Raw genomic sequence first — 19,898 nt, 5'->3', positions numbered from 1 at the left:
TCGACTTGAACGGCCGCTTTCATCCCCTCGCGGCGCGTTCAAACCCAACTACACAGCCGGCAAATATCTACTGGAAACCGCGTATTCGTCCTCTCCGCGCGCAGCCCTGTTGGCTGGTAAATTCGTCAGCGACTACATGAATGACGATAGCGGCAGTGGTGCTTTCCACGCTCAACAGCTGAGAACCAACGCGCGCTTCCCCGCTGGCACAGACGGTCCTCTCCGACGATCGGATAGGCACTATTGCCGCCATCGCCAGCGAGGAAATCGAAATGACCGTTATGGTATCGCGCCTGCCAGCTACATGCCCCACGGACTTCAACAGTGGCTATCCCATCCCCAACAGTATTGAAGAATTGCTGGCCGATATTCAGGCGCTCGCACCTGAAATACGGTCGCGTGCCGACGAGATCGAGATCGACCGCCGCGTGCCGTCGGATCTGATCGACCGGCTCCGTACTATCGGCATCTTCCGGATGACAGCGGCCCGAGGTCGAGGTGGCTTGGAGTTCGATCTCGCATCGATCGTCGAGGCTATCAGTGCGCTCGGCCGCATCGATGGATCGGTTGGATGGACGGCGATGATCGGATGCAGCTCGTCGCTGTTCCTGCCGCTCCTGCCGCAGGAAACATACGACCTGATCTACCGGGACAGTCCCGACGTCGTCGTCGCGGGCTCCTCCCAGCCATTGGGCACCGCGCAGACCGTGGATGGTGGCTGGCTGGTCACCGGGCGGTGGCCGTTCGCCAGTGGTTGCCAGCACGCGCAGTGGATGCGGTCGTCGGTCGCGAACAGCGTGCGGGCGGCACGGTTGAGAGCCCGAGCTGCGTTGCCCTCAATGGCGAGCAGAGGAGTCGGCGCGGCGTCGAGCAGGACGCGCAAGACCAAAGCGTCAGCGTCCGCTTCGGTTGCCGTCGATGGTTGAGGAGCGGCCCGCGGACGCATGACTGCCCACCAGACGAGCGTCCCCAGCCACGCGGCGATCAGCGTTGCGCCCGTCAGCAGGCCCCACAGGCCGATCCGCCATGCCGTCGCTCCGGCGATTCCAGACGCGACGAGACCGATGCTTGCGAGGATCGCGGAAAAGCCCCTGCTCGCAGGCAGTCTAAAGCCCATAGCGCGCCATGCGACGATACAGCGCCCCTCGGCTCAGCCCGAGCGCGGCGGCAGCATGGGTAACGTTGTGACGATGCTCGCGCAGGGCCGCCTCGATCAGCGTCCGTTCGGCATCGGTCAGATCGAACGCTGCGTCGGATACGCCGGCCGCGATCGGCGCATCGGCCGTCGGGGGAGCGAGTATCGCTGCATCGATGATGCCGCCATCCGACAGAAGCACCGCGCGCTCGACGCTAAGTGCCAGCCCGCGCACATCGTCGGGCCACACGGTCGAGCGGATCGCCGCCACGGCTGTTTCGCTCAACGTCGGCTCTGGCTGACCGAACCGGTCCGCAGCAACGCGGGCGAAATGCCGCGCGAGCAGGACGGCATCGTCGTCGCGGGCGGTTAGGGGGGGGACGGCAACTTCAACGGTGCAGAGTCGACGCCGCAGCGCTGGCGTCAGGGGTGTTACGGTCCTGGCAATCGCGATGCAGCGCAGGCCGGGCGGGAGGCGGTCGAGCAAGCGCGACTGGGCGATCGCGTCGAGCTCATCGGGATGGCGCAGGATCGTGATGTCCCGGGCATCGTCGAGCCGACCCCATGCCGCCGCGTCGCGCAGGTCGATCCGCATCGGCGCCGTATCGGCGTGCGGCGACGCGGCGTGGATCGCGAGCGCGGTCAGCGTCCGGCCGCTGCCTGGGAGCCCGGTAATGGTGACGCTCGCCGGACTCGGAGCGATCCGCCGAACGAGGGCGCGCAGCCGATGCATCGCCGCGCTTTCGCCGAGCAACCGCGCCGGCTCGTCGCTGTTGGCAGAGCGGGGCGTGCCCGTGCTGACGGTCGCACCACGAGCGATGGCGCCTTCGACCTTGGCAATCAGCTCGGCGTTGCGCCACGGCTTCATCAGAAAATCGCTTGCGCCTGCCTGCATCGCCGCCACCGCGATCCGTATGCCGCTATGGGCGGTGATGATCACGACGCGGGCGTTCGGATCGTCGGACATGATGCGAGCGAGGCAGGCCATCCCTTCGCTGCCGCTCGATTCACCTGCGCTGAAATTCATGTCGAGCAGGATGGCATCGTAGCCGCACGCAGCGAGCCGAGAGAAGGCGTCTTCCGGCGTGGCGGCGACATCCAGCCGGTGTCCTGCCATGCGGAATACGATCTCCATTGCCCGAGCCACCGCCTTATTGTCGTCGACCAGCAGGATGGTGGCGGCAGTTGACATGGCCTCGGACCGTCCATTGGTGGACGGTCCGTCCATTTTCGAACGGCCGCCCGGTGGGGCAATCATGTTAAGCGGCTGATCCATAACGATTTAGTCTTTCGGGCGGTGATCGGCGACACTGGCACCATGATGCCCGAACAGCCCGTACACGCAACTGCTTCTGCCAGCCCATTCGCGGGCGCGGCAATGGACCGCCGGGTCGACCGGCATGCGACGCCTTGGTGGCGCAACCCGCGCGTGCTGCTCGCGGTGGCGCTGATCGTTGCTGCGGCGTCGGTATGGCGGTTCCTGCCGGCCAGCGGATCGACTGACATGGCCGCTGCCGACGTCGAGACCGGCATCGTCGAGCGTTTACCGTTCGCCGACTATTTGCCGGTGCGTGCCACCGTCGCGCCGCGCGTCACCACGCTGGTCGGCGTGTTGTCGGGCGGACAGGTCGAAAAGTTGCTCGTCCAGGACGGTACGATGGTCGTCGAAGGCCAGCCGCTCGCGACGCTCGCCAACCCGACACTCAAGCTCGACGTGCTGACCCGCGAGGCACAGATCGCGAGCCAGCTCGGCAGTGTCGCGGGTGAGAATCTGGGGATCGAGCGCAACCGCCTCGATCGCGCCGGCCAGATCGCACAGGCGAACTACGACCTGATCAAGGCGCGTCGCGAACTGGGGATTCGCCAGCAGCTGCATGACAAGGGCTTTGTGTCGGATGCGGGGGTGCGGAGCTTCGTAGAGGAGGCGGCGTACCAGGAAAAGCGCCTCGCGCAGTTGCAGTCCGGCGGCGCGGCGGAGGCGCGGATCACGGCCACGCAGGGCCAACGGCTCGACGATACGCGCGGTCGGTTGGAAAGCAACCTGTCGGCGGTGCGTGCCGGTCTGGATGCACTGGTGATTCGTGCGCCGGCGGGTGGGCGGTTGACCAACTTCACGATCCAGCCGGGCCAGACGCTCAAGGCTGGTGACCCTGCGGGGCAGATCGACAGCGAAGGCTCGTGGAAGCTCGAAGCGGACGTCGACGAATACTATGTCGGGCGCGTCGCGGTGGGGCAGACGGCGACGGCGGGCGACGCACGGCTGCGCGTGTCGAAGGTGTTGCCGGCGGTGAAGGACGGGCGTTTCCGCGTCGAACTGACGTTCGTGTCGGCCCCGCCGGCCGGGCTCAACCGCGGCCAGACGCTCGACAGCCGTATCACGCTGGGAAGCACCGCCCCCGCACTCGTCGCGCCGGTCGGCGGCTGGCTGGAATCGGGCGGCGGCGCGTCCGTCTTCGTGTTCGACGCCGACGGCCGTCACGCCCGCCGCCAGGCGGTCAAGACCGGTCGGCGCAATCCCGAACAGGTCGAGATCCTGTCCGGCGTGGCCACCGGCGACCGAATCGTCACCTCCGGTACCGCGACCGTGAAGGGCGACACCCTCAACCTCCGCTAGACCCATCCTTCGAAAGGCTACACGTGATCCATCTTGAGAATATCCAGCGCCGCTACGTCTCCGACGAGGTCGAGACGACCGCGCTCGCCGATATCGACCTGCACGTCCAGGGGGGCGAGTTCGTCGCGATCATGGGCCCGTCGGGGTGTGGCAAGTCGACTCTGCTCAATACGCTCGGCACCGTTGATCGTCCGACGGGGGGCAAGTATCGTTGGGAGTTGGAGCGGGAGTTGGCTGCTGCGAACATTCCCTTCCTAACGGTCAACGGGGAGATGATCCGGCGGCTGGGTCCGGGCGGTGCAAAACCCGACCGTCCGTTCCTGTCGGATGACCGGGAGGTCGAATCCGACCGCTTGCCTGACGATCACCCGATCCTGCTGCTGCGCGCGTTCCTGCTTGCGCTGCCGGATCGCAATTATCTGGCCGACATGTGGATACCAGGTCGGGACCGGACGAGTTCCAGCCAGCTCTCGACCCATTTTGCCGCGGGAACGCTGTCGAGTGACCGTGCGACATGGGAAACCATCAAGGCCGAACGCGCCTGGAACGCGGCCAATCCTGGGCAATCACGGACGCCGGAAGGTGCGTCGTTTCGCCACTTCCGGAGCAGGGTCAGCATCAGGACGGGGTTTCTGACGACGTTCTCCCGCTACCAGGACACGACGCCACCGCTGGCCTCGCCCCCGGCGCAGATGGAGCGGGTCCGGGCATGGCGAGACGGTCGCACCGGCATCCCCATGCCCGACGCCGCAATGCGGGAGCTGGCTGGCACCGGGTGGATCAATTTCCGGCTGCGGCAGCTGGTCACGTCCTACGGCGTTCAGCTTCTTCAGCTCCCGGCGGCAGAGGTCGGCGGCGCGCTTGCCGAGATGTTCGACGACTATGAGCCTGGCATCACCTGGCCACAGGTCGGCCTGAACGATGGGACGATCACGCAGGATCGCGGTCCACGGATCCTCAATCCGGTCAAGCAAGGCCGCGATCTCGATCCGTTCGAGACGTACGTCAGGCGGTGGATCCCCGAACTGGAACCGGTGCCGGTCGGTTTCGGACACGAACCGTGGCTCTGGTCGACAATGCACTCCCTACCCCGATCGTCGATCACAAAGCCGCCTTCCGCGATGCTCGGGCTCGGTGGGGGAACCAGGCGCAACGTCTCCGGCCACGTGAGGATGTGCTCTTCACCCACGGAAGTGATCCTTCCTGAGAGCGGCCGAATTCAAATGGTGACGATCAGCATCCTGGCCGGGAATGGGGAATTTGCGGCTGCCACCGGTTCCGAACCTCGAGCGTTTCAGGGAAAGGCGGCAATGCAGCTCGACGGCAGCTATCGCACACTTCTCTCCGATGACTGCTGTAACGCTGATCTACCCAGTCCCTGCCGTCCAACCTGATGAACGAGTGGCTGAAGTCCGGAAGTCGATAGGTAAATCTGCGGGGACAAGAGGCTAGCTTGCCTACAACCGTTAGCTTTTACCTCGGTTTGCCGCGCCACGTTGAACAAATCGGCGTTCAATTGCGCACCTTCAGATGGGGCATCCAAATGCTCGTGACGTCCGATCCCGTTTTGCACGATCGAATCCAGCGCAGTGATGGCCTCGATGTCCTGATCATCCTCAAGTCGGCACAGCGAAACGGCATAGCTGTCGTCGGGATCGATCACGGGGCCGTGCGCCAGGGTCTACCCTTTGGCGAGCAGGTCATCGAGCAACGCGCCGTGCTGCTCATCGATGTCTTTTATCGTCGGTCATCGTCGCGAGGAATCCGCGCGGGGTGGCAGGTATTTGCACAGCTGACATTTCCTCGATGGTATCCTTCAGACCTTTGAAACTGCTCGGCGCAGGCGGTGCGCAAGAGCCCACGCTATCCGATTCTGACCTAGCCTCGGGTAAGTTCGGGCAGAGTGTCTTCGATCCAGTCGGCCAGCGCCTGTACGAGGAGCGCGGCCTGCTTGCCTTGCTCGGTCAGCGCATAGTCGACGCGGGGCGGTACGACCGGGAAGCTTTGGCGGCGGACGAGCCCGTCGCCTTCGAGCTGCTTCAATGTCTGTGAGAGCATGCGTTCGCTGACGCCGGCGACCTTGCGGCGCAGGTCGCTGAACCGGAGCGTCCCCGGTAGCAGCGCGATCAACGCCAGCGTGCCCCAACTGCTCGTCACGTGCCGCAGGATTGCGCGCGAGGGGCACCGGGGCGCGAACACGTCGCCGCGTTCCATGCGATCGGCGAGGCGCGTGGACGATGCGGTGGTCATTTTCAAAACTAACCTTTTTGTACGTACTTCTCTTTCGTAAGTTAGGCGCTTACCTCGGCTTCATCAACAGCGTGAAAGTGGAGACCATCATGTACGCAGTCACGGGAGCTTCCGGCCAGCTTGGCCGCCTGGTCATCGACGCCCTTCTCCGGACGGCCAGGCCATCCGACATCGTCGCGCTCGTGCGCAATCCCGCCAAGCTGAGCGACCTTGCCGCACGCGGCGTCGTCGTGCGGGCATTCGATTATGATGCGCCGGATACGCTCGAGCCCGCACTCGCCGGGGTCGATCGCCTGTTGCTGATCTCGTCGAGCGACGTCGGTTCGCGCGAGGCGCAGCACGGCGCTGTGATCTCCGCCGCCAAGACGGCGGGTGTCGGCTACATCGCGTACACCAGCATCCTCCATGCCGACGCCAATCCGATGAACCTGGCGGTCGAGCACCGCGCTACCGAGGCCGCGATCAAGGCCAGCGGCCTGCCGTACGCGATCCTTCGCAACGGCTGGTATACCGAGAATTACGTTATGTCTGCCGCGTCCGCGATCAAGCATGGTGCACTGGTCGGTAGTGCAGGCGACGGCCGGATTTCCAGCGCGAGCCGGGAAGACTATGCTGATGCGGCGGCGGCGGTGCTGGTCGATCAATCCGCCGAGACCCGGGTCTTCGAACTCGCCGGGGACGATGCGTTCACGCTTGCCGAGTTCGCCGCTGCGATCGGTGAGATCGCGGGGCGCCCGGTCATCTACCAGAATCTACCGCAGGACGACTATCGCCGGATCCTCGAAGGCGCTGGCCTCCCGGCAGCGATCGCCGACATGCTCGCGGAAAGCGATTCGAAGGCGGCGAACGGCTCATTGTTCGACGAGGGCCGGGCGCTCAGCGCGCTGATCGGTCGCCCGACGACGCCTTGGCGGACGACGCTCCCCGACGCGTTGAAGCGCAAGCAAGGCTGACGCTGGCGCTTCAAGCGCGCGCGTCGGGATCGCGCTCGGCCGCTACGCGTGCGGGAATGCCGATGACCGTCGTTCCCGCCGCGACATCCCGAGTGACGACGCTGCCGGCACCGACGATCGCGTCGTCGCCGATCGTCACACCGGGCAGGATCAACGCGCCCGAGCCGATCCACGCGTTGCGGCCGATCTCGACCGGGCGACCGAACTCCAGCATCTTTGCCCTGATCGCTGGATCGCGGGGGTGATCCGCCGTGAGGATCTGGACACCCGGTCCGATCTGCGTTCCCGCGCCGATCCGGACCGATACGACATCCAGGACGATGCAGCCGAAATTGAGAAAGACACCGTCCTCGAGGTGGATGTTGTAGCCATAATCGCAGTTGAACGGCGATCGCACGATGGCGCCGTTGCCGACGTGGCCCAGTGCTTCGGCCAGCATCGCATGCCGCTCGGACGCAGGCGCAGCGGACGCGGTGTTGTAGCGCGCGAGCCAGACAGAGGCTGCCGCGGCGTCGCCCACAAGCTCGGGATCGTCCGCGGTGTACAGGTCGCCGCGCAACATCTTCTGCTTTTCGGTCGCCATGTTCAGGTCAGATCGTGCAGGTCTTTGCCGAGCGGGGCGGTGATACGGAGATCGGAAAACCGGATCTTCAGGCCGCTGCGTTCGGGCGTGCAGGCCATCGGGCCGACCTGGTACGACGAGGCGATCGGGAACGGCGCGAGGCGCACCAGCGGCCAGGTCTTGCCGTCCGCCGATACCTGAAGTCGCAGCACGCCCTTGGCGACGGTCGCGCGCATCCAAAAATCCTGCGCCGGATGCTCGTAAGGCCCGGTCGCCCAATCGGACTTGCCGTCGGTCAACACGCTGCTCAGCATCGCGCGTCCGTCGGACAGTTCGATCCCGGCCTTGACCCAATGGCGCTCGTCGACCCGCACCATGATCCCGGCCTGATCGTAGAGCTTTTCGTACTGGCCACGGATGCGGACATGTGCGGTGAACGCGTCGGGCGCGGTGAAACCGAGGAAATGGCCGCTGTCGCGCGTGAAGCCGTAATGCGTCTCCCGCCAGAAATCGGTTCCCTGGTCGGTGACGATCGACATGTCACCATTCGGATCGACCGCCCAGTTCTTCGGTTCGTTCAACCACCGCCCGTCGAATCTTCCAAGTATCGATTTACCGCTCGCCGCTCCGATCGGCGTTGCCACAACCGCGGGGATCGCCAACGCTGCCGCTCCGCCGAGAACCGTACGTCGCGATATATCAGGGGTCTTCACAAGCGCTGCCTTTCGCTACATTGCCGAATGTGTACAGATGTACATAATTGCTGGAAAGTCAAAAATTGACCGTGGAACCTCGTCGGCGGAATGATCCGGAGCGCAGACAGCGGATCGTCGACGCGACGCTGATCGTCATCGAACGCCACGGCGTGGCCGGGACGACGCATCGCCGGATCGCCGAGGCGGCCGCGGTGCCGCTTGGCTCGGTCACCTATTATTTCGCATCGCTCGAGGACCTGCTGACGACCGCGTTCCTGCAACTGGCGACGACCTCGTCCGGCGCGTTCGGGGCGAGGCTTGATGCAGCCGCCACGCGCAGCGAGGCGATCGAGGGTGTCATCGACATCATTGCCGGGTCGATCTGGGCGGATCCGCGCACGCTGTTGCTGAGCTACGAGCTCTACGCCTACGCGGCGCGCCATCCCGAGGTGACGACGGTCATGCAGCAATGGATGGACAATAGTCGCGCGGCGCTTGGGCGGTTCTTCGATCCGGTCACGGCGCGGGCGCTGGATGCGCTCGTCGAGGGGATCGGCATTCACAATTCGATCGACTCCGCGCCGCTCGACCGGGATGCGATCCGTATGATCGTCGACAGGATCACCAGGGTCGCATGACTCGAAGACGATTTGCAGCTGAGTACATTTGCTGACGAATCGCTACGGTGCGCTCCGCTCCGCTCCGCTCCGCTCCGCTTCTGCGGTGCACTAGCAAGCCTGCCGTCTGGCATCGCCTGGTTTCGGCTCATCTAACGAAACGGCCGATCCATGCTCGCGTTCTGGCGTAAGCCGTTCTCAGCCATAGATCATGCCGCCGATCCCTAGGCCCAATCTCGATTGATTCACGAGAACATTGCAAGAACACCGATTTGATGCGATTGCCGGATCGACGATTCGAAGGACGTGAGAATGACCGATCACGACGACAACCAGCAGGAGCCAAGGCCAGCGTTCGGCCAGTGGCTTGTGACGCAGAAGGACCGCAACGACCTTGTCGGGCAGCTTGCGATCGGAGCGGTCGCCGACCGCCGTTTTCCGCGCAACGGGGATCCGGAAACGGTGCGGAAGCATCTCAGCGCCATGCAGGCCGAGGGCGACATGTTCGCCGCGGTCGACGATGCCGAATCCGATTGGTTGTCGGCATGATGCAGGACGCGTGGGAGCAGGCATTTGCGCTGATGGCCGATCATGGGCAACTGGGTGCCTGCGCGGTCGTAGCATCTGGTATGCAGAAGACGCCGCCAGGGCGACCGGAGCAATACCGACAGTGGGAGGTGTTAGCTGACTGCCTGAATGCCGTCGCCGATGCCAGCCGGACGACGCATTGATCCGATAGATAGTTCGCTGATCGCCCTCGCTGCAGCGAGGACGTTCTCCTGCACGGTACCGCGAACACGATCGCATCGGGAATACCGATGAGATGCCCGCGTCACCTTATATTGCTGCGCCTGTGCCCTATGTCGCGGTGACTTATGGCGAACTTCCCACCTCTCATCCTCGCGATCGGCGATAGTCTCATTGCAGGATACGGACTGGCAGTCGCGGACAGCTTTCCGGCGCAACTGCAGTCGTCGCTGCGGTATCAATATCCCGGTGTGTCCGTGGTGAACGGCGGCGTGTCAGGCGATACGAGCGCAGACGTTCTACGCCGCCTGCCACGGCTGCTGTCCAGCCTCGACCGGCGGCCGGCGCTGGCCATCGTGCAGGTAGGGCCGAACGACGTCCTGCGGCAGGTGCCCGTAGCCCGTACCCGAGCGCAACTCGCGAACATCCTGCTGAGCCTGAGCGATTGCGGCATTCCCGTGGTCCTTACGACCGTCGAGCCGCCGGCGTTCATACGCGACCGCGCCGCGGCGTATCTGCACATTCATGCCGAGGTGGCTGCCGAACACGGCGCGACCGTCTGGCCGTTCTTCCCGCCGGGTGTGCTGGGGCACTCCGACATGGTGCTGGCAGATAGGGTGCATCCCAACGCGAAGGCGATCGCTGCGGTCGTGGCCGCGATGCTGCCGGTAGTGGAGCGAATGGTGTAGCGCCGCGCGTTCAAGCGTAACCGCAGGCTGTTGGGATCGTGTCGGGATATGAGGACTAAAGTCATGGCGACGGAGCCGAAGTGGTTGAAGGCAGCTAGAGCGAAGTTGGGCACCGAAGAGGCTGCCGGTTCGGCGGACAGTGCCACCATTCTCGGCTGGGCGAAGCGGCTCGGCACGAAAGTGCTCGGCATGGTCTACAACGCCGACAGCGTCCCGTGGTGCGGCGTGTTCGTCGCCTATTGTCTTCAGGAAGACGGGATCGAGCCGGTGGCAATCGCGGTTCGCGCGACGTCGTGGTCGACATGGGGGCAGGCGCTTCGTCCGGAACGGCTTGCCCCCGGCGCGGTGCTGGTGTTCGCGCGTCCGGGCGGTGGTCACGTCGGATTCTATGTTGGCGAGGATGCCGCTGCGTATCATGTCCTTGGCGGCAATCAGGGCGATGCCGTCACTGTCGCGAGAGTCGCCAAGGATCGGTGCATTGCGCGGCGGTGGCCACTAGGCCGTCCGGTCATCGGCAAGCCGGTGCAGATGGCCGCGCGCAAACCGATCTCGAGCGACGAAGCCTGACCGCCCGATGCTATTCTCGGTTACCGGGGCGGTAACCTTCAATGTCTGGAACGATCGTCTGTCGACACCGCTTTTAGGAGCATCTGCAACCGAGCCATCGACAGGAAGCACCATGAGCACGAACCTCATATCCGCCGTATTCGATAATCACGCCGACGCCGAGCGCGCGGTCTCGGAGCTTCGTGCTGCCGGGGTCGAGGACCGCGCCATCTCCATTGTCGCTCAGCACGATGGCAAGACCGCGACGACCGACGGCAACGGCGACACGCAGGAGTTCGCCGGCAAGGTTGCAGCCGGCGCGGGCATCGGGACCCTGCTCGGCATTGCTGCGCTGGCCATTCCCGGGGTCGGTCCCTTGGTCGCAGCGGGTGCGATCGCATCGGCGGCAATTCCCGGTGCCGCGATCACTGGCGCGGCGCTCGGTGGGGCCATCGGGGGGCTCGAGAAGGTGATGACCGACCACGGCGTCAGCCGCGTCGATGCGAGCTACTACGAGGGGCGCATCAAGGAGGGCGGCGTGTTCGTGTCTGTCGATACCAGCGCTGCCGGGATTACCCCGGACGATGCAGCCGACCTGTTGTATCGCGCCGGCGGTCATACCTCCACGCGCACTAAAGTGGCCACAGCGTAAGAACAAGCCCGGGGCCGGAGGGGCGTCCACAGACGGGGCTGGCCTGGCAAGCTTGTCCCGTCCGCATTCGCAGCAGTCTCGGCGACCGAGGCGCACGCCCGGGCGGCATGCACCCCGGTCGCCCTGCTAAGTCAGGTCAACGTTCGGCCAAGGAAGTCCCGGATATAGCTGGCGATCACGTCATGGTGCGTTTCGAGCGCGAAATGGCCGGCATCGAGCAAGTGTATCTCTGCCTTGGGCAGGTCCTGCCGATAGGCTTGCGCTCCGGCGGGGATGAAAGCGGGATCGTGTCTGCCCCACACCGCGAGCAGTGGGGGCTGATGCTTACGGAAATACGCGTGGAAGGCGGGGTACAGAGCGACGTTGCTGCGGTAATCCAGGATCAGGTCGAGCTGGATGTCCGCAGCGCTCGGACGTTCCATATAGGCGATGTCGAGTTCGTAGCCGTCCGGTGACAGCAGCGCGGGATCCGCGCCGGTGCCATATTGCCAATCGCGGATCGTGTCCGGCGTCAAGGATGCGCGGCAGGCCTCGCGGTGGGCGTCGTTCGGTTCGCGCCAATACGCTTGCCAGGCACCCCACTGATCGCTGAACCCTTCTTCATAGGCGTTGCCGTTCTGGCTGATGATCGCGGTCACTCGCTCGGGATGCTGCATTGCCAGCCTGAGTCCGACGGGTGCCCCGTAATCGAAGATGTACAGGGCGTAGCGGTCGATACCGAGCGCATCGACGAACTCCCCGAGCACCCGCGCGAGCGTGTCGAAGGTATAGGGGAATGCCCCTCGCGCCGGTGCCCTGGTCTGTCCGAATCCCGGCAGATCCGGCGCGATGACGCGATAGCGGTCCGCCAGCAACGGGATCAGATCGCGGAACATATGGCTTGCGGAGGGAAATCCATGCAGCAGCAACAGCACCGGCGCGTCGGCGGGACCGGCTTCGCGGTAGAAGACGTCGACCTCGCCGACCTGTTTTCGACGATAGTGAATTTTGGACACGGGCGGTTCCTTTGGTTGCGGCGGGGCAGCGGTGAGAAGGCTTGGGATGCTCGCCAGCGCTGGCCCTGTCGCGAGCCATGAGAGAAGCGTCCGGCGGGGGTAGAGAGTTGGTCGATGGCGCATGCGGCCTCCTTGCAGACCTTATATACGCCTTGCAGGAAGCGGCGGTTAGCCTTGCATACTGACAGGCTTGATTGCAGGATCGGAAACGATGGATCGATTGGAAGCGATGGCGCTGTTCGTTGCCGCGGTGGATCGCGGGTCGCTCGCCGCCGCGGCCAAACGCTACGGGCGATCGCCGGCCAGCGTGACGCGCGCGGTCGCGTTGCTGGAGCGGGACGCCGGCGAGACGCTTCTGCTGCGCTCCACCCGCAAGCTGAGCCTGACCGCATCCGGTGAGCATCATGTGGCGGTATGGCGGGACGTGCTCGAGAAGCTCGAACACCTTGCGCTGATCGGCGCGGGCGCGCCGGTCCAGGGAAATATCGTGCTCACGGCGCCCGAATTGTTTGGCCGCGTCGCCGTCCTGCCGCTCCTCGAAAGCTTTCTCGAAGATCATCCGCTGGTGTCGGCACGCGTTCTTCTGATCAATCGCTTGGTCAACCTTATCGGGGAAGGGGTCGATCTCGCCGTGCGGCTGGCGCCGCTGGGGGATTCTTCGCTGCGCGCGATCCGGATCGGCGCGGTACGTACGTTGCTGTGCGCATCCCCGGAGTACCTGGACAAGGCAGCATCTTTGGCGACCCCAGCCGATCTCGAGCACCACGCGTGCATCGGCTTAGACGTCGCGGCCGAGGGGGAGCGCTGGACGTTCGCGAGCCCTACGACCCCCGCGCGCAAGCGGCGATCGGTCCGGGTCCAGCCCCGGCTCAGCATCAGCAACGCAGCCGCCGCCATCGATGCCGCCATGCGCGGCCACGGCGTAATTCAGGCTCGCTCTTATCAAATCGTCGATGCGGTCGCCGACGGCCGCCTGATACGCCTGCTGCCGGAATGGGAGGAGCCGCCCGTACCTGTGCATTTGGTATTCCCCGCCGGGCGCGCGTCTCATGGAAGCGTGCGGGCGCTGATCGACCATCTTGGCCCAGCGTTGCGCCGCAATCTGGCGGACGTCGAGGCCTCCATGCGCGTGGTGCCGACTATATCGTAATTACCGACGTACGCTTTCGCCCAGGGCAAGCCACGGCTGCTTGCGATCGTCGCGGCCGGTGGGAACGATCGTGATCGCGGAGATCGCCGCCGCGAACGGAACACCGAACTCGATAGTATGAGCGTCGGTCGACGGTGGTGCCGAGCCCTCGACCGAAGGGCCGCCGCCGGTCGTTTTGTCTCGCGTGATCAGCAGCGCGCGGTGGATCGTGACCGGCGACAGCAACCGCGACGTACCGCGCCATACGATGTGCAGGTAGTCGCGGTGCAGCACGGCGTCGCCGAGCGGAACGACGACCGCGGGTTCGGCTGCCACCGTCACATTATCCCGACTTATCGGGGCAATTCGTAAAAGGGCGTGGATACGTATCGGAACGCCGCAGCAGCATTGCGACCTGCGTACTTTCCGAGGGTCACTTCGGCGGCTGTCGACGGATAAAACGGCCAGACCAGATACCCCGCAGGATCGCGCCGCGCTTTGCTGCGGCCGGCGGGGATCGCGACACTTTGGCGAGGACGCAACGATGGCAGGTGGCGAGCGCGGCACGACAGGCGGACGGCATGCCGTGATCCTGTGTCATCCAGATCCGTCGAGCTTCAACCATGCGATCGCGGGCGCCTATTGCGACGCGGTGCGCGGGGCGGGGCAGGGTGTCGTGTTGCGGGATTTGTACGCGATGGGGTTCGATCCGGTCCTCAAGGCGGCGGAGCGGCCGACCAACGTGGGCGCCGTATATGAAGCGGACGTACTGGCCGAAGTCGATGCGATCGCCGGCTGCGACGTCTTCGTTCTCGTCTATCCGATCTGGTTCGGGACGCCGCCGGCGATGCTGAAGGGGTATGTCGAACGCGTGTTCGGCGCAGGCGTCCAGCCCGAGGCGTTGCAGGGACGGGTGCGGACCGACCTGCTCGGCGGCAAGCGGCTGGTCAGCTTCTCGACCTCCGCGGCGAGCAAGGTCTGGCTCGACGAACAAGGGCAGGGACAGGGCCTCAACAGCGTCTTCGACCAGTATCTGGTGCATGCGTTCGGGATGCGGTCACAGGAGCATCGGCGATACGCGCATATCGTGCCGGGCCTCAGTGCGCGGTTCGCCGACCAGTATCTGCGCGAGGTCGCGGCGCAGGCGCAGCGGACCTGTGCGCAGATCGCGTTCGGCGACGAGGCGCTGCTGGCCGATCCCGCGCTCGTCGCCCGGATGGCACGCTGATCCATCCGCATCTTCAAGGAAATTCCATGACCCGTATGATGCACGCCGCCGTCGTCGAGGCGTTCGGTAAACCCCTTATCCTGCGCGAATGGCCGATACCGGTTGCAGGACCCGGACAGATCGTCGTCAAGACCGAAGCATGCGGGGTGTGTCACACCGATCTGCACGCCGCGCACGGCGACTGGCCCGTCAAGCCGACGCCGCCGTTCATTCCAGGTCATGAGGGCATCGGCATCGTCGTCGAGGTCGGCGCGGGGGTGACGATCGTGACGCTTGGCGACCGGGTCGGTGTGCCCTGGCTCTACTCGGCGTGCGGGCATTGCGAATATTGCCTGTCCGCCTGGGAGACGGTGTGCGCCGAGGCGGAGTTCGGCGGCTACACGCGCAATGGCGGGTTCGCGGAGTATATCCTCGCCGACCCGAACTACGTCGCGCATATTCCCGCCGGGCTGTCCGCGGTCGAGGCGGCGCCGATCATCTGCGCGGGCATCACGACATACAAGGGCATCAAGGAAACCGGCGCTAAGCCGGGCGAGTGGGTCGCGATTTCGGGTGTCGGCGGGCTGGGGCATCTCGCGGTGCAGTACGCCAAGGCGATGGGGTTGCGCGTTGCCGCCGTCGATGTCGACGAAGGCAAATTGGCCCACGCGAAGGCCCTCGGCGCGGAACTGTTGATCGACGCGCGCAAGCCGGATGCGATCGCGGCGCTGAAGGATGGGACGGGGGGCGGCGCGCACGGCGTTCTGATTACCGCGCCGTCGTTGACCGCATTCAATCAGGGCGTAGCGATGACGCGGCGCAAGGGGACGTGCGTGCTCGTCGGCCTGCCGCCGGGTGACTTTCCGATGCCGCTGTTCGACGTGGTGGCGCAGTGCATCACGGTGCGCGGCTCGTTCGTCGGGACGCGCAAGGACATGGCCGAGGCGCTCGCCTTTGCCGCGGATGGCAAGGTGAAGGCCGATATCGAAGTGCAGCCTTTGTCGGCAATCAACGACATCTTCGACCGGCTCCAGCACGGGCAGGTCGCGTCGCGCGTCGTCCTCGATTTCGGGAGCTGAACATGGCCGATACTGCAACGCTGGCGCCTGCCAGGACGCACCCTCTGTCCCACGACATGCTGCGCCGGATGGATGCCTATTGGCGGGCGGCGAATTATTTGTCGGTCGGGCAGATCTACTTGCGGGACAATGCGTTGCTCGATCGGCCACTGACGATCGCCGACGTGAAGCCGCGATTGCTCGGGCATTGGGGGACGACACCGGGGCTGAACTTCCTGTACGTCCATCTCAACCGCCTGATCGTCGAGCATGACCTCGACACGATCAACATCATCGGGCCGGGGCATGGCGGGCCCGGGCTGGTGGCCAACACCTATCTGGAGGGCTCGTACACCGAACGCTATCCCGCGATCGAGCGGAGCCGGTCGGGCATGCACCGGCTGTTCCGGCAATTCTCCTGGCCGGGCGGCATCCCGAGCCATGTCGCACCCGAGACGCCGGGATCGATGCACGAAGGCGGCGAGCTCGGGTACTCGCTCGCGCATGCTTACGGCGCGGCGTTCGACAATCCCGACCTGATCGTCGCGTGCGTGGTCGGGGACGGCGAGGCGGAGACCGGCGCGCTGGCGGCGAGCTGGCATTCGAACAAGTTCCTCAACCCCGCGCGCGACGGCGCGGTGCTGCCGATCCTGCACCTCAACGGCTTCAAGATCGCCAACCCGACGATCCTCGCGCGGATCGACGGGCACGAGCTCGATGCGTTGCTGCGCGGCTATGGGCATGAGCCCTATTATGTCGGCGGCAGCGATCCGGCGGCGGTCCACCAACAGCTTGCCGCGGCGCTCGACAAGGCGCTGGCGCGGATCCAGGCGATCCAGGCGGCGGCGCGTGTCGAGGGTGTGACGCCCGAGCGACCGCGCTGGCCGATGATCGTGTTCCGTACGCCGAAAGGCTGGACCGGGCCGAAGTTCGTCGATGGCAAGCCGGTCGAGGGGACGTGGCGCGCGCATCAGGTGCCGATTGCGGACTTCAAGGATCCGGAGCATCTGCGCCAGCTCGAGGCGTGGATGCGGAGTTACCGGCCTGAAGAGCTGTTCGACGAGACGGGCAAGTTCCTGGAGGAGTATGCGTCGCTCGCGCCGACCGGGCATCGGCGGATGGGATCGAATCCGCACGCCAATGGTGGCGAGCTGATGGTGCCGTTGTCGCTGCCCGATTTTCGGAGCTTCGCGGTGCCGGTGGAAACGCCGGGCAAGGTGAAGGCCGAGGCGACGCGGGTGCTCGGCCGGTATCTGCGCGATGTGATGAAGCTCAACCTGGCGACGGTGAACTTCCGGTTGTTCGGCCCCGACGAGACCGCGTCGAACCGGCTTGCAGACGTGTACGACGTGTCGGGCAAGGCGTGGATGGCGGATGTCGAGGCGGTCGACGAGCACCTCGGGCCCGACGGACGCGTCATGGAAGTGCTGAGCGAACATCTCTGCCAAGGCTGGCTCGAGGGGTATCTGCTGACCGGGCGGCACGGGCTGTTCTCGTGTTACGAAGCGTTCGTCCACATCGTCGATTCGATGGTCAACCAGCATGCCAAGTGGCTCAAGACGACCAGGACGATCCCGTGGCGGCGGCCGATCGCGTCGCTCAATTATCTGCTGACCTCGCATGTCTGGCGGCAGGATCATAACGGGCTGTCGCACCAGGATCCGGGGTTCATCGATCACGTTGCGAACAAGACCGCGGACGTCGCGCGGATTTACCTCCCGCCCGATACGAACTGCCTGTTGTCGGTCGGCGATCATTGCCTGCGCAGTCGCGGCTATGTGAACGTGATCGTCGCGGGGAAGCAGCCCGAATGGCAATGGCTCGGGATCGACGCAGCGGTGCGGCACTGCACCGCGGGTGCGGGGATCTGGGCGTGGGCGGGCGACGATGCCGACCCCGACGTGGTGATGGCGTGTGCGGGCGATGTGCCGACGCTGGAGACGCTGGCGGCGGTGACGATGCTGCGCGCCTACGTGCCCGATATCCGCATCCGGGTGGTCAACGTGGTCGACCTGATGGTGCTGCAACCACGCTCCGAACATTCGCACGGGCTCGACGAGCGCGAGTTCGACGCGATGTTCACGCGCGACAAGCCGGTGATCTTCGCGTTCCACGGCTATCCGGCGATGATCCACAAGCTGACCTATCGGCGCGCGAACCACGCCAATATCCACGTCCGCGGATATAAGGAGATGGGGACGACGACGACGCCGTTCGACATGGTCGTGCTGAACGATCTCGACCGGTACCGGCTGGCGCTGGACGCGATCGAGCGCGTGCCTCGACTGCGCGATTGCGTGCCGCGCGAGACGGCGCGGTATTGGACGACGATGGAGCGGCACAAGCTCTACATCGCCGAGCAGGGCGACGATCTGCCGGAGGTGCGTGACTGGCAATGGGCACGGTAGAGGGGGGCGCGGTAGTTCTCGCGCTCAACAGCGGTTCGTCGTCGCTGAAATATGGGCTGTGCGCGGTCGATCCGGAGCCCGTCCTGCTCGTCGGCGGGACGATCGAGACGCCCGACGATGATGGCGACGATCATGCGCGTTTCTTCGATACGATCGAGACCGCGTTGACGGGGTGGCCGACGCCGGCGGTGATCGGTCACAGGATCGTCCACGGTGGCCCGCACCGCGACGCGCATTGCCGGATCGACGATGCGGTGTTGGCGGATCTGGAGGCGGCGTGTGCGTTCGCGCCGCTGCACGGGCCGGCGTCGCTGGCGCTGATCCGGGCCGCGGAAGTACGCTATCCGGGCGTGCCGCAGATCGCGTGCTTCGATACCGCGTTCCATGCGGGCATGCCCGACATCGCCAGGACGCTGCCGATCCCGCGCGAATACCACGCGACCGGCGTGCGGCGCTACGGTTTCCACGGCCTGTCCTGCGAGTCGATCGTACGGCAACTCGGCCAAGACAGACCGGGCCGACTAGTGATCGCGCACCTCGGCAACGGCGCGAGCGTGACCGCCGTGCGCGATGGGCGATCGATCGACACCAGCATGGGGCTGACCCCGTCGGGCGGCGTGATCATGGCGACGCGGACCGGGGATATCGACCCGGGCGTGTTGCTGTACCTGCTGCGAGAAGCCGAGCTGGACGCCAAGGCGCTGGCGACGATGGTCGATCATGCTTCCGGAATGACGGGTATCTCGGGGCTGTCCGGCGACATGCGCGTCCTGCGCGCTGCGGCGACCGAAGACGCCGACCTCGCCGTCCGGATGTTCGAGCGATCGGTGTGCAAGCAGATCGCAACGATGATAGCCTCGCTCGGCGGCGCGGACATGCTCGTGCTGACCGGCGGGATCGGCGAGAACGACGCGCCGACCGCGCGAGCGATCCGCGCGGGTCTCGCGTGGGTTCCAGGCCTCGAAATCCGGATACTACCCTCGCAGGAGGACGCGCAGATCGCGCTGCATGCCACCGCACTCGCCTGACGACCTTGGCGAGGTACGTGCTTTCCGAGTCCCGACGCCGCCGTCCACGCCCGCTACCGTCTAGATACGGATCGGCTCATCGACACCCGCATCGTGCGGCAGCGGGGCGGACCGGCGGGGAGTTCGTGATGAACGCTATCCACACCGAGATACTCTATTTCCAGCGCCGCCTCGACGCCACGCGGGCGATGGCCGATGCCGCCGCAGGGCCGTGCGCGCGCCGGGCTCACGAACTGCTTGCGCAACTCTATGGCGAGACGCTGGAAGCGCTGTCCGTCCAGGCCGTCGGCCTGATCGCCGAACCTGTGCTGACGTTGGCGGTGCGGAGTATCGGCGCCGCGCCGCGCCTCCGGGTGATCGCGTATCGCCCGCGCCTGACGCTTAAGCTCGCCTGCTAGTCCGCATTCCCGCTGCCATGGTGCGCAGCGCAGTATGGATCAGCGAACGGTAGCCGCAGCGCAGGCGAACGCCGGGAAGCATGGCTTGAGGCTGGGGAGGCGGCTTTGGACCACCACGGGGTCATCGCTCGACAGGATTGCCGTGGAGCCCCGTGCGCCTGCGCCTGCGTCAGGCGATCGGCTCGATGATCGGCAGTTCGCCGGTCAGTTGTGGT

At 65.4% G+C, this 19,898-nt stretch carries 23 protein-coding genes and 1 pseudogene; 18 read left to right on the top strand and 6 right to left on the bottom strand.

The genetic code is table 11. From position 1 onward, the window contains the following. Nucleotides 1–281 precede the first annotated feature (281 nt). Nucleotides 282–926 (top strand): acyl-CoA dehydrogenase family protein, encoded by a 645-nt coding sequence (locus C8J44_RS06390; RefSeq protein WP_147453141.1) that lies wholly within the window; start codon nucleotides 282–284, stop codon nucleotides 924–926. 180 nt (nucleotides 927–1,106) lie between these two features. Here C8J44_RS06390 and C8J44_RS06385 read toward each other — a convergent pair whose 3' ends face one another. After that, nucleotides 1,107–2,327 carry a sigma-54 dependent transcriptional regulator gene (locus C8J44_RS06385; RefSeq protein ID WP_121903893.1) on the bottom strand — a complete coding sequence of 407 codons (1,221 nt, stop codon included), beginning with the start codon at nucleotides 2,325–2,327 and terminating at the stop codon, nucleotides 1,107–1,109. 186 nt (nucleotides 2,328–2,513) lie between these two features. Here C8J44_RS06385 and C8J44_RS06380 point away from each other — a divergent pair, with 186 nt between their 5' ends. From C8J44_RS06380 to C8J44_RS18405, 4 genes and pseudogenes are all read left to right on the top strand, one after another. Further along, nucleotides 2,514–3,749 carry an efflux RND transporter periplasmic adaptor subunit gene (locus tag C8J44_RS06380; protein ID WP_121903714.1) on the top strand — a complete coding sequence of 412 codons (1,236 nt, stop codon included), beginning with the start codon at nucleotides 2,514–2,516 and terminating at the stop codon, nucleotides 3,747–3,749. Between the two features lie 23 nt (nucleotides 3,750–3,772). Further along, nucleotides 3,773–3,988: pseudogene (locus C8J44_RS18715) on the top strand (ATP-binding cassette domain-containing protein); the annotation flags it as partial. A 33-nt stretch (nucleotides 3,989–4,021) separates the two neighbouring features. Continuing rightward, complete coding sequence (locus C8J44_RS18860) at nucleotides 4,022–5,143, top strand: FAD-binding domain-containing protein (RefSeq protein WP_310886157.1); 1,122 nt, start codon at nucleotides 4,022–4,024, stop codon at nucleotides 5,141–5,143. Between the two features lie 59 nt (nucleotides 5,144–5,202). Then, nucleotides 5,203–5,577 carry a hypothetical protein gene (locus tag C8J44_RS18405; protein ID WP_183128714.1) on the top strand — a complete coding sequence of 125 codons (375 nt, stop codon included), beginning with the start codon at nucleotides 5,203–5,205 and terminating at the stop codon, nucleotides 5,575–5,577. A 50-nt stretch (nucleotides 5,578–5,627) separates the two neighbouring features. On the opposite strand, the gene C8J44_RS06365 is transcribed toward C8J44_RS18405, so the two are convergent. Beyond that, nucleotides 5,628–5,999, bottom strand: a complete 372-nt coding sequence (locus tag C8J44_RS06365; RefSeq protein ID WP_121903712.1) for a helix-turn-helix domain-containing protein — start codon at nucleotides 5,997–5,999, stop codon at nucleotides 5,628–5,630. An 89-nt stretch (nucleotides 6,000–6,088) separates the two neighbouring features. On the opposite strand from C8J44_RS06365, the gene C8J44_RS06360 reads away from it, so the two are divergent. Then, complete coding sequence (locus C8J44_RS06360; RefSeq protein ID WP_121903892.1) at nucleotides 6,089–6,952, top strand: SDR family oxidoreductase; 864 nt, start codon at nucleotides 6,089–6,091, stop codon at nucleotides 6,950–6,952. Nucleotides 6,953–6,962: 10 nt separating this feature from the next. Here C8J44_RS06360 and C8J44_RS06355 read toward each other — a convergent pair whose 3' ends face one another. Together C8J44_RS06355 and C8J44_RS06350 are read right to left on the bottom strand one after the other, a co-directional pair. Further along, nucleotides 6,963–7,535 (bottom strand): sugar O-acetyltransferase, encoded by a 573-nt coding sequence (locus tag C8J44_RS06355; RefSeq protein ID WP_121903711.1) that lies wholly within the window; start codon nucleotides 7,533–7,535, stop codon nucleotides 6,963–6,965. Between the two features lie 2 nt (nucleotides 7,536–7,537). Beyond that, nucleotides 7,538–8,095, bottom strand: a complete 558-nt coding sequence (locus tag C8J44_RS06350) for a DUF1349 domain-containing protein (RefSeq protein WP_220683085.1) — start codon at nucleotides 8,093–8,095, stop codon at nucleotides 7,538–7,540. A 203-nt stretch (nucleotides 8,096–8,298) separates the two neighbouring features. Here C8J44_RS06350 and C8J44_RS06345 point away from each other — a divergent pair, with 203 nt between their 5' ends. The 6 genes from C8J44_RS06345 (at nucleotide 8,299) to C8J44_RS06320 (ending at nucleotide 11,460) form a co-directional block, all read left to right on the top strand. Beyond that, on the top strand, nucleotides 8,299–8,847 hold the full coding sequence (locus tag C8J44_RS06345) for a TetR/AcrR family transcriptional regulator (protein WP_121903890.1): 549 nt from the start codon (nucleotides 8,299–8,301) through the stop codon (nucleotides 8,845–8,847). A 291-nt stretch (nucleotides 8,848–9,138) separates the two neighbouring features. Continuing rightward, nucleotides 9,139–9,375 carry a YozE family protein gene (locus tag C8J44_RS06340; RefSeq protein WP_121903710.1) on the top strand — a complete coding sequence of 79 codons (237 nt, stop codon included), beginning with the start codon at nucleotides 9,139–9,141 and terminating at the stop codon, nucleotides 9,373–9,375. Further along, a complete protein-coding gene (locus C8J44_RS18610) occupies nucleotides 9,372–9,557 on the top strand; it encodes a hypothetical protein (RefSeq protein ID WP_060523727.1) in 186 nt (61 codons plus the stop codon). The genes C8J44_RS06340 and C8J44_RS18610 overlap by 4 nt, the downstream gene beginning before the upstream one ends. Before the next feature lie 144 nt (nucleotides 9,558–9,701). Next, nucleotides 9,702–10,262, top strand: a complete 561-nt coding sequence (locus C8J44_RS06330) for a GDSL-type esterase/lipase family protein (RefSeq protein WP_121903709.1) — start codon at nucleotides 9,702–9,704, stop codon at nucleotides 10,260–10,262. Between the two features lie 63 nt (nucleotides 10,263–10,325). Then, entirely contained in the window at nucleotides 10,326–10,829 is a 504-nt protein-coding gene (locus C8J44_RS06325; RefSeq protein WP_183128713.1) for a TIGR02594 family protein, read from the top strand. 112 nt (nucleotides 10,830–10,941) lie between these two features. Continuing rightward, the gene (locus C8J44_RS06320) at nucleotides 10,942–11,460 is read left to right on the top strand and encodes a general stress protein (protein WP_121903707.1); all 519 of its coding nucleotides are present in this window, start codon (nucleotides 10,942–10,944) and stop codon (nucleotides 11,458–11,460) included. Nucleotides 11,461–11,591: 131 nt separating this feature from the next. On the opposite strand, the gene C8J44_RS06315 is transcribed toward C8J44_RS06320, so the two are convergent. Continuing rightward, nucleotides 11,592–12,578 carry an alpha/beta fold hydrolase gene (locus C8J44_RS06315; RefSeq protein WP_121903706.1) on the bottom strand — a complete coding sequence of 329 codons (987 nt, stop codon included), beginning with the start codon at nucleotides 12,576–12,578 and terminating at the stop codon, nucleotides 11,592–11,594. An 88-nt stretch (nucleotides 12,579–12,666) separates the two neighbouring features. Between C8J44_RS06315 and C8J44_RS06310 the strand changes: the two genes are divergently transcribed. Further along, entirely contained in the window at nucleotides 12,667–13,605 is a 939-nt protein-coding gene (locus tag C8J44_RS06310) for a LysR family transcriptional regulator (protein ID WP_121903705.1), read from the top strand. Here C8J44_RS06310 and C8J44_RS06305 read toward each other — a convergent pair whose 3' ends face one another. Next, nucleotides 13,606–13,920 (bottom strand): hypothetical protein, encoded by a 315-nt coding sequence (locus C8J44_RS06305; RefSeq protein ID WP_147453140.1) that lies wholly within the window; start codon nucleotides 13,918–13,920, stop codon nucleotides 13,606–13,608. It lies immediately after the preceding gene. A 208-nt stretch (nucleotides 13,921–14,128) separates the two neighbouring features. Here C8J44_RS06305 and C8J44_RS06300 point away from each other — a divergent pair, with 208 nt between their 5' ends. The 5 genes from C8J44_RS06300 to C8J44_RS06280 all read left to right on the top strand — a co-directional run bounded on the left by C8J44_RS06300 (nucleotide 14,129) and on the right by C8J44_RS06280 (nucleotide 19,683). Next, nucleotides 14,129–14,812: an NAD(P)H-dependent oxidoreductase gene (locus tag C8J44_RS06300; RefSeq protein ID WP_121903703.1), complete on the top strand. Its 684-nt coding sequence runs from the start codon at nucleotides 14,129–14,131 to the stop codon at nucleotides 14,810–14,812. Between the two features lie 26 nt (nucleotides 14,813–14,838). Beyond that, the gene (gene adhP, locus C8J44_RS06295) at nucleotides 14,839–15,870 is read left to right on the top strand and encodes an alcohol dehydrogenase AdhP (RefSeq protein WP_121903702.1); all 1,032 of its coding nucleotides are present in this window, start codon (nucleotides 14,839–14,841) and stop codon (nucleotides 15,868–15,870) included. Between the two features lie 2 nt (nucleotides 15,871–15,872). Next, nucleotides 15,873–18,257, top strand: coding sequence for a phosphoketolase (locus tag C8J44_RS06290; protein ID WP_121903701.1), 2,385 nt, complete (start codon nucleotides 15,873–15,875; stop codon nucleotides 18,255–18,257). Then, the gene (locus tag C8J44_RS06285) at nucleotides 18,245–19,285 is read left to right on the top strand and encodes an acetate/propionate family kinase (protein WP_121903700.1); all 1,041 of its coding nucleotides are present in this window, start codon (nucleotides 18,245–18,247) and stop codon (nucleotides 19,283–19,285) included. Before C8J44_RS06290 ends, C8J44_RS06285 begins: the two co-directional genes overlap by 13 nt. A 128-nt stretch (nucleotides 19,286–19,413) precedes the next feature. After that, nucleotides 19,414–19,683, top strand: coding sequence for a hypothetical protein (locus tag C8J44_RS06280; protein WP_121903699.1), 270 nt, complete (start codon nucleotides 19,414–19,416; stop codon nucleotides 19,681–19,683). Nucleotides 19,684–19,898: the final 215 nt, after the last annotated feature.

Source organism: Sphingomonas sp. PP-CE-3A-406, from assembly GCF_003688625.1.
Lineage (GTDB): Bacteria > Pseudomonadota > Alphaproteobacteria > Sphingomonadales > Sphingomonadaceae > Sphingomonas.
The sequence above is the reverse complement of the archived record's forward strand: the minus strand, read 5'-3'. Positions and strand labels throughout refer to the sequence as shown.

Excerpts from the sequence above, each read along its gene's own strand:
- C8J44_RS06285 (WP_121903700.1), top strand. The coding sequence starts at position 18,245 with ATGGGCACGGTAGAGGGGGGCGCGGTAGTTCTCGCGCTCAACAGCGGT.
- adhP (WP_121903702.1), top strand. The coding sequence starts at position 14,839 with ATGACCCGTATGATGCACGCCGCCGTCGTCGAGGCGTTCGGTAAACCC.
- C8J44_RS06290 (WP_121903701.1), top strand. The coding sequence starts at position 15,873 with ATGGCCGATACTGCAACGCTGGCGCCTGCCAGGACGCACCCTCTGTCC.
- C8J44_RS06355 (WP_121903711.1), bottom strand. The coding sequence starts at position 7,535 with ATGGCGACCGAAAAGCAGAAGATGTTGCGCGGCGACCTGTACACCGCG.
- C8J44_RS06385 (WP_121903893.1), bottom strand. The coding sequence starts at position 2,327 with ATGTCAACTGCCGCCACCATCCTGCTGGTCGACGACAATAAGGCGGTG.
- C8J44_RS06380 (WP_121903714.1), top strand. The coding sequence starts at position 2,514 with ATGGACCGCCGGGTCGACCGGCATGCGACGCCTTGGTGGCGCAACCCG.
- C8J44_RS06325 (WP_183128713.1), top strand. The coding sequence starts at position 10,326 with ATGGCGACGGAGCCGAAGTGGTTGAAGGCAGCTAGAGCGAAGTTGGGC.
- C8J44_RS06365 (WP_121903712.1), bottom strand. The coding sequence starts at position 5,999 with ATGACCACCGCATCGTCCACGCGCCTCGCCGATCGCATGGAACGCGGC.
- C8J44_RS06390 (WP_147453141.1), top strand. The coding sequence starts at position 282 with ATGGTATCGCGCCTGCCAGCTACATGCCCCACGGACTTCAACAGTGGC.
- C8J44_RS06280 (WP_121903699.1), top strand. The coding sequence starts at position 19,414 with ATGAACGCTATCCACACCGAGATACTCTATTTCCAGCGCCGCCTCGAC.
- C8J44_RS06320 (WP_121903707.1), top strand. The coding sequence starts at position 10,942 with ATGAGCACGAACCTCATATCCGCCGTATTCGATAATCACGCCGACGCC.
- C8J44_RS06310 (WP_121903705.1), top strand. The coding sequence starts at position 12,667 with ATGGATCGATTGGAAGCGATGGCGCTGTTCGTTGCCGCGGTGGATCGC.
- C8J44_RS18860 (WP_310886157.1), top strand. The coding sequence starts at position 4,022 with ATGATCCGGCGGCTGGGTCCGGGCGGTGCAAAACCCGACCGTCCGTTC.
- C8J44_RS06300 (WP_121903703.1), top strand. The coding sequence starts at position 14,129 with ATGGCAGGTGGCGAGCGCGGCACGACAGGCGGACGGCATGCCGTGATC.
- C8J44_RS06315 (WP_121903706.1), bottom strand. The coding sequence starts at position 12,578 with ATGCGCCATCGACCAACTCTCTACCCCCGCCGGACGCTTCTCTCATGG.
- C8J44_RS06330 (WP_121903709.1), top strand. The coding sequence starts at position 9,702 with ATGGCGAACTTCCCACCTCTCATCCTCGCGATCGGCGATAGTCTCATT.
- C8J44_RS06340 (WP_121903710.1), top strand. The coding sequence starts at position 9,139 with ATGACCGATCACGACGACAACCAGCAGGAGCCAAGGCCAGCGTTCGGC.
- C8J44_RS18610 (WP_060523727.1), top strand. The coding sequence starts at position 9,372 with ATGATGCAGGACGCGTGGGAGCAGGCATTTGCGCTGATGGCCGATCAT.
- C8J44_RS06360 (WP_121903892.1), top strand. The coding sequence starts at position 6,089 with ATGTACGCAGTCACGGGAGCTTCCGGCCAGCTTGGCCGCCTGGTCATC.